The following is a 7,040-nucleotide window of genomic DNA, read 5'->3' as shown; positions in this document are numbered from 1 at the left end:
GCCCGCTTGCGGCCCCCGTCGACGCACGCCACGCCCGCCCGCAGCAGCGCGCGGCCGGCGTCGAGCCGGTGGCCGGCCTTGGTGAGGATCTCGGCGGCGGTCAGCGCCAGGTCTTCGGCCTCGGCGCCGACCGTCGCGTGGGCGCGGGCCAGGCGGGCCAGTCCGTCGGTGAGTTCGAGCTCCGGACGGACCATCGAGGCCGCCCGCTCGGCCCAGGCGACCGACTCCTTCGGCTCGTTCCTGGCGGCGTGCGCGCAGGCCATGGTCTCGCAGAAGGCGAGCATGCTGAACTCCTCCAGCCGGTCGCCGGCGAAGTCCTCCTCGACGGCCGCGACGGCCTCCTCGTCGATGCGGCCGGAGTTGGCCAGGGCGGTGGCGTAGGCGAAGCGGGCCTGCGCGCCCGGCCACTCGCTGACGCTGACGCCCGAGGTGGCGGCCTCGTGGCCCAGGCGGATGGCGTCCTCGTCGTCACCGGCCGCGCCGGCCAGGAGGCTCTGCTGGGCCATGGCGACCACGCGGGCGTAGCCGGAGTTGAGCAGCAGGGCGATCTCGGCCGACTCCTCGGCGGCGATCTGGCCCTCGGGGATGCGCCCGAGCACGCCGTTGAGGCGGGCCAGCCCGGCCAGCATGTTGGTCAGGATGAACGTCTGCCCGGTCGCCTTCACCGCCGCGATCGCCCGTTCGAACCGGGCCAGCGCCGGGCGGTGCTGCCCGAGCCAGATCTCCGACCAGCACATCCAGGCGACCGTGTCCATCCAGGCGAGCTGGTGGATCTCGGGGGTGGCCTCGGCCAGCGCCTGCGCGGCGGCGACGTGGCCCAGCGCCTCCTCGACGCGGTGCCCGGCGTAGGCGGTCATCGGGCGCAGCATCGCGATGGCCAGCCGCAGGCCCGGGTCGTCGCTGTCATCGGGCATGAAGTCGAGCACGGCCTGCCCGGCGCGGTGGTCGCCGCGCATCAGGCTCTCGGCGACCAGGCGGAGCCGCATCGGCAGCGCCGCCGGGAGCCGCGGCTCGGGGATCTCCCGCAGCTCCGACACCAGGACGGCCCGCCCTTCGCCGGGCCGGTCGAGCAGCCGCTCGACGAGGGCGCAGAACCGGGCGGCCTGCGCCCGGCGGGCGTAGTCGTCGCGGGGGAGCAGCCGCAGCACCTCGTAGGCGGTGTGCCTGGCCTCGGTGAGGCGTCCGCTGACGGTCTGGTTGCGGGCCAGCTCCAGCAGCAGGTCGAGCCGGTCGGTGGTGTCGGGCAGCAGCCCGAGCGCGGCCTGCAGCCAGTGGGCCGAGGTGGCCGGGGCGGTGGTGGAGACGTGCCGGGCGGCGGTGACCAGGACGTCGACCGCGTCACGGTCGCCGAACGCCGCCGAACGTTCCACGTGAACCGCGCGCAGCGGGGCCGGCGCGTCGACCTCGGCCAGCCGTTCGGCGATCCGCCGATGGGCCGACAGCCGCCACCCGGCCTTGGCCGATTCGTACGCCGCCTGCCGCACCAGCGGATGACGGAACCGGAACCGCCCGCCCGCGCCGGGGCGCACCAGGTCGCGGTCGACCAGTTCGTCGAGCGCGTCGAGGGCGGTGGCGAGCGGCACCTTGGCGGCCACGGCGGCCAGGCCCGCCTCGAACTCGTCGGCGGCCACCGCCGCGCCCTGGGCGACGATCAGCGCGTCGCCCGACAGGTCGCGCAGCTCCAGGGCGAGCGCGTCGGTCTTGGAGCCGGGCAGGTCGCCGGCCTCGATCCGGGCCAGGGCCTGTAAGTAGAAGGGGTAGCCCTCGCTGGCGTCGTACAGGGCCTTCTTGCGGCTCCTGCTCACGTTCGGCCCGAGCAGCTCGCCGGCCTCCTCCTCCGAGAGCGGCCCGATCGACACGCGCGCCCCGCCGAGCGCCAGCCTCGGCGGCGCCTGCTTGGGCCGGTAGGCCACCACGACCAGCAGCGGCGCCTTGGGGGAGTGCCGGCTGACGTGGTCGAGGAACTCGACCGTGGCGTCGTCGGCCCAGTGGACGTCGTCGAGCACCAGCACCAGCCCGTTGGGCCGGGCGATCCGGGCGAGGAGCTGCGCGACGGCGCGGTAGAGGCGGTAGCGGGCGAGGGCCGAGACGTCGTCGGAGGGTTCGGCGCCGGCCCCGAGCGCGGGGAAGACGGAGGCCAGCAGGTGAGCGTCGTGCGCGTCGTGGCCGAGGTGTTCGTGGCGGGTCTCTTCGAGGTGGCCGTCGAGGGCGTCGACCAGGGCGGAGAAGGGCATGACCTGTTCGAACTCGGCCGCCCTGCCCCAGAGTGTGAGGCAGTCGCGTTCTCCGGCGAGTCTTTCGAGCTCGGCCAGCAGCCGGGTCTTCCCGGCTCCGGGCTCGCCGACGAGCGCGAGCAGCCGGAACTCTCCGCTCACGATCGCGTCCAGCGACCCCCGAAGATCATTCAGCACGTCCCGCCGGCCGACCAGGGGGGCAGAATGATCATTCATCGGCGGCACCATGATCACTTGCCTGGTATCTCACAGCGACTGTACAGCGACGGCGAAAACGATGCCCGGCATTACCCTGCATCACCGGTGCATTCCACGCATAGTCATGCAAATCGTGACGGGCATCTGGTCGATTCTTGCGCGGCGCCGTCACACCTGGCGCGCACGGGCAACGCCGGGGTCGTCCGTTTCGCCGGTTAGGGGGCGCCGAAACGGACGCGGCCCCTCCGCGCCTGTTCGCGCGGAGGGGCCGGAGGTCGCGGCTTGGGTTACCCGAGCCGGATTACACGAGGCCCTTGGTCTCGAGGACCGAGCAGCAGGTGTTCACCAGCAGGCGGGTGACCACGTAGGGGTCGGCGTTGGCGTTGGGGCGACGGTCTTCGATGTAGCCCTTCTTGTCGACCTCGACCTGCCACGGGATGCGGACCGAGGCGCCGCGGTTGGACACGCCGTAGCTGTAGACGTTGAAGGGCGCGGTCTCGTGGTGGCCGGTGAGGCGCTGCTCGATGCCGAAACCGTAGCCGGCGATGTGCTCCTCGACCTTGCCCTCGCCGCCGAGCGCCTCGCAGGCCGCGATGATCGCGTCGTAGCCCTCGCGCATGGCCTTGGTGGAGAAGTTGGTGTGGGCGCCGGCGCCGTTCCAGTCGCCCTTGGCGGGCTTGGCGTCGAGGGTCGCCGACACGCCGTAGTCTTCGGCGATCCGGTAGAGCAGGTAGCGGGCCATCCACATGTGGTCGGAGACCTCGACGGGGCCGGCCGGGCCGATCTGGAACTCCCACTGGCCGGGCATGACCTCGGCGTTGATGCCGGAGATCGCCAGGCCCGCCTCGATGCAGGCGTCCATGTGGGCTTCGACGATGTCACGGCCGACGACCTCGTCGGCGCCGATGCCGCAGTAGTAGGGGCCCTGCGGGCCGGGGAAGCCGCCGACCGGGAAGCCGTAGGGGCGGCCGTCCTTGAAGAAGGTGTACTCCTGCTCGATGCCGAACCACGACTCCTGGCCGGCGTACTGCTCGGCGATCGGGGTCAGCAGCGCCCGGGTGTTGGTCGGGTGGATCGAGCCGTCGACGTTGTAGACCTCGCACAGCACCAGGACGTTGTCGCCGCCCCGGATGGGGTCGGGACACGAGAAGACCGGTTTGAGCACGCAGTCGGAGGCGTGGCCCTCGGCCTGGTTCGTGCTCGAACCGTCGAAGCCCCAGGTGGGGAGCTCGGCGCCGTCCGCCAGCACCTTGGTCTTGGACCGGAGCTTCGGGGTCGGCTCAGTGCCGTCAATCCAGATGTACTCGGCCTTGAACGCCAACGTCTTTCCCTTCCTCGGAGGCGGACCGGGTCTATTGGCCGCCACGCCGAGATTCCCAAGAAGCCATTTCATGTCCATTGCCCGTTTGTGAACACGGTGTGAAACGGGAGGTCGCTGTGTTAAATCGTCCGGTTCAGCTGCTGGTGATCACGGCGAACCGGGCGCCGAACTGGTCGGCCAGGACGGCGAACCGGCCCACGGTCTCGACCGAGACGGGCGGGTCGAGGATGGTGCCGCCCTCGGTGACGGTCGCCTCGACGGCCGCGTCGACGTCTCTGACCTCGAAGTAGGGCAGCCAGAACGGCTTGGTGCCCGGGTTGAGGGTGATCACGCCGCCGATCGTCGGGCGGTCGCCGCCGGGCAGCCGGATCGTCGTGTAACCGACCCCGGCGACGGTGGCCTCGATCGACTGGTGGTCGAGGGTCGCCTCGTAGAAGGGCGCCACGGCGGGCGGGCTGGCGACGTAGAGCTCGGTCCAGCCCAGGCTGCCGGGCTCGGTCACGGCGTCGAGGCCCTTGCGGCCCCGGCCCTGCCAGATCGCGAAGTCGGCGCCGGCCGGGTCGGTCAGCGCGGCGGTGCGGCCCTGGTCGAACACGTCGTAGGGGGCGACCCTGATCGTGCCGCCGGCCTTCTCGGCGCGGGCGACGGCCTCGTCGGCGTCGGGGACGGCGAAGTAGATCGTCCAGGCCGAGCCGGTGTTCTCTTCGGTCAGCGGGCCGATCGCGGCGACGATCTTGCGGTCGTGGAGGAAGAAGCCGTAGCCGCCCGCCTGGGGGCCGGCCGACTGGAAGTCCCAGTCGAGCACGGAGGCGTAGAACGTGGTGGAGGCGTCGGTGTCGGGCGAGCCGAGGTCGATCCAGCAGGGGGCGCCCGGCAGGTAGTCGGTCGTGAGCATGCGAGCTCCTTCGAACGGATTTTCGGATGACGGCACTCTGTCACGTCCTGCCGACAGTTTTTCCAAGATCGCTCAGGAAGCCCCCTATAAAGAGGAGTGTTTCCGGCGAAATGGGGCGCCCGTGACTCCTCTCGATAGGGTCCGCTCATGCCGACCCAGATCATCCGCTATCGCGTCGCCGACCAGGAGAAGGCCGAGGAGAACGTGCGCCTCGTCCGGGACGTCTTCGCCGAGCTGGCCCGTGAGCGACCCGGCGGGATCACCTACCAGTCCTACCGGCTCGACGACGGCCTGACCTTCGTCCACGTCGTCACGACCGACGACCTCCAGATCCTGATGCGCTTCGAGGCGTTCCTCGCCTTCACCAAGACCCTCGGGCAGCGCCTCGACGGCGTCCCCCACCGCGAAGAGGCCACCCCCATCGGGTTCTTCGACGGTCACCTGCGATCATGAGAAATCTCCCCCTCCACAGATGAGGGGGGTGGCCGTGGCCCTGCGGGGGTGGCTCCTGAACGGGCTCACGGCCGACCGGAGCCACTTGGAGCAGGGCCCGGAGGAGAAGCACGCCTGGTGGCGGGTCATGTGCCTGACCGGCGTCGACTACTTCTCCACCCTGGGCTACCAGCCGGGCATCGCCGCCCTCGCGGCGGGCGCGCTGTCGCCGGTCGCGACGCTGTTCCTGGTCGCGCTGACCCTGTTCGGGGCGCTGCCCGTCTACCGGTACGTCGCCGGGGAGAGCCCTCACGGCGCGGGCTCCATCGCGATGCTGGAGCGGCTCGTCCCGGCCTGGCAGGGCAAGCTCTTCGTGCTCTGCCTGCTCGGCTTCGCCGCCACCGACTTCGTCATCACCATGACCCTGTCGGCGGCCGACGCGACCGCCCACATCATGGAGAACCCCTTCGCTCCCCACTGGCTCGAAGGTCAGCGGATCCCGGTCACGCTCGTGCTGCTTGCCGCCCTCGGGGCGATCTTCCTGGCCGGGTTCACCGAGGCCGTCGGGGTGGCGACGGCGCTGGTGGCGCTCTACCTGGCGCTGAACGCCGTGGTCGTGGGGGTGGCCGTCGAGCGCGTCGCGGCCGATCCGGCCGTGTTCGGCCAGTGGGACCGGCTGCTGGAGGCGCGGCACGCCTCACCGCTGGCCATGATCGGGCTGGCGCTGCTGGTCATGCCCCGGCTGGCGCTGGGCCTGTCGGGGTTCGAGACCGGGGTCGCGGTGATGCCGGTGATCAGGGGCGACATCCCGCAGCGGATCAGGTCGGCCCGCACGATGCTCACCACGGCCGCCCTGATCATGAGCGGGTTCCTGCTCCTGAGCAGCTTCGTGACGACCCTGCTGATCCCGGCGCACGAGTTCCAGCCCGACGGCAAGGCCAACGGCCGGGCGCTGGCCTATCTCGCGCACGCCCACCTGGGCGAGTGGTTCGGCACCCTGTACGACGTCAGCACCATCGCCATCCTCTGGTTCGCCGGGGCCTCGGCGATGGCCGGGCTGATCAACCTGGTGCCCCGGTTCCTGCCGCGCTACGGCATGGCCCCCGAGTGGGCCTCGGCGGTCCGGCCGCTGGTGCTGATCCTCACCGTCATCGCGTTCGTGATCACCTTCATCTTCGACGCCGACGTCGACCAGCAGGCGGGCGCGTACGCCACCGGCGTGCTGGTGCTGATGCTGTCGGCGGCCGTCGCGAGCTGCCTGTCGACCCGGGCGAAGGGGCGGCGCAGGGCCGCGTGGGCCTTCGGGGTCATCAGCGCGGTGCTGACGTACACGCTGGTCGACAACGTGATCGAGCGGCCGGACGGCGTCAAGATCGCCGGGTTCTTCATCGTGGCCATCGTGGTCACCTCGCTGATCTCGCGGGCGACGCGGTCGACCGAGCTGCGGGTGACGCGGGTGCGGCTCGACCCGCTGGCCGAGGAGTTCGTCAACGAGTGCTGCGCCGGGGAGCTGCACCTCATCGCCAACGAGCCGCAGCGCCGCGACCAGGCCGAATACAACGACAAGCTGCGCGAGAACTGGTTCATGCACCGGCTGCGCACCTCGGAGCAGGCGATGTTCGTCGAGGTCACCATCAACGACGCCTCGGAGTTCGAGACCGAGCTCTACGTCCGGGGCGAGGAGCGGTTCGGGCACAAGGTGCTGAACGTGGAGAGCTCGACCGTGCCCAACGCGCTGGCCGCGCTGCTGCTCTACCTGCGCGACCGCACCGGCCGGGTGCCCAACATCTACTTCCACTGGACCGAGGGCAACCCGATCAACGCGATGCTCCGCTATCTGATCTTCGGCGGCGGCGACGTGCCGCCGCTGACCCGTGAGGTGCTGCGGCTCGCCGAGCCCGATCCGCTGAGGAGGCCACACGTCCATGTGGGGTGACCTGATCCTCGTCGTGCTGACGAT

At 71.0% G+C, this 7,040-nt stretch carries 5 protein-coding genes; 2 read left to right on the top strand and 3 right to left on the bottom strand.

What is annotated here, in order from left to right; all coding sequences use genetic code 11:
- From FDA94_RS36260 to FDA94_RS36250, 3 genes are all read right to left on the bottom strand, one after another.
- A partial coding sequence (locus FDA94_RS36260) for an ATP-binding protein (protein ID WP_170991274.1) occupies positions 1-2,450 on the bottom strand: 2,450 nt, incomplete at its 3' end.
- 283 nt (positions 2,451-2,733) lie between these two features.
- Positions 2,734-3,753 (bottom strand): glutamine synthetase GlnII, encoded by a 1,020-nt coding sequence (glnII, locus tag FDA94_RS36255; protein ID WP_137251555.1) that lies wholly within the window; start codon positions 3,751-3,753, stop codon positions 2,734-2,736.
- Between the two features lie 133 nt (positions 3,754-3,886).
- Complete coding sequence (locus tag FDA94_RS36250) at positions 3,887-4,648, bottom strand: VOC family protein (protein WP_137251554.1); 762 nt, start codon at positions 4,646-4,648, stop codon at positions 3,887-3,889.
- A gap of 147 nt (positions 4,649-4,795) precedes the next feature.
- Between FDA94_RS36250 and FDA94_RS36245 the strand changes: the two genes are divergently transcribed.
- Both FDA94_RS36245 and FDA94_RS36240 read left to right on the top strand, forming a co-directional pair.
- Positions 4,796-5,101 (top strand): hypothetical protein, encoded by a 306-nt coding sequence (locus tag FDA94_RS36245; RefSeq protein WP_137251553.1) that lies wholly within the window; start codon positions 4,796-4,798, stop codon positions 5,099-5,101.
- Positions 5,102-5,120: 19 nt separating this feature from the next.
- On the top strand, positions 5,121-7,016 hold the full coding sequence (locus FDA94_RS36240) for an APC family permease (protein WP_137251552.1): 1,896 nt from the start codon (positions 5,121-5,123) through the stop codon (positions 7,014-7,016).
- Positions 7,017-7,040: the final 24 nt, after the last annotated feature.

This window comes from Herbidospora galbida (genome assembly GCF_005233835.1).
Classification (GTDB): domain Bacteria; phylum Actinomycetota; class Actinomycetes; order Streptosporangiales; family Streptosporangiaceae; genus Herbidospora; species Herbidospora galbida.
The sequence above is the reverse complement of the archived record's forward strand: the minus strand, read 5'-3'. Positions and strand labels throughout refer to the sequence as shown.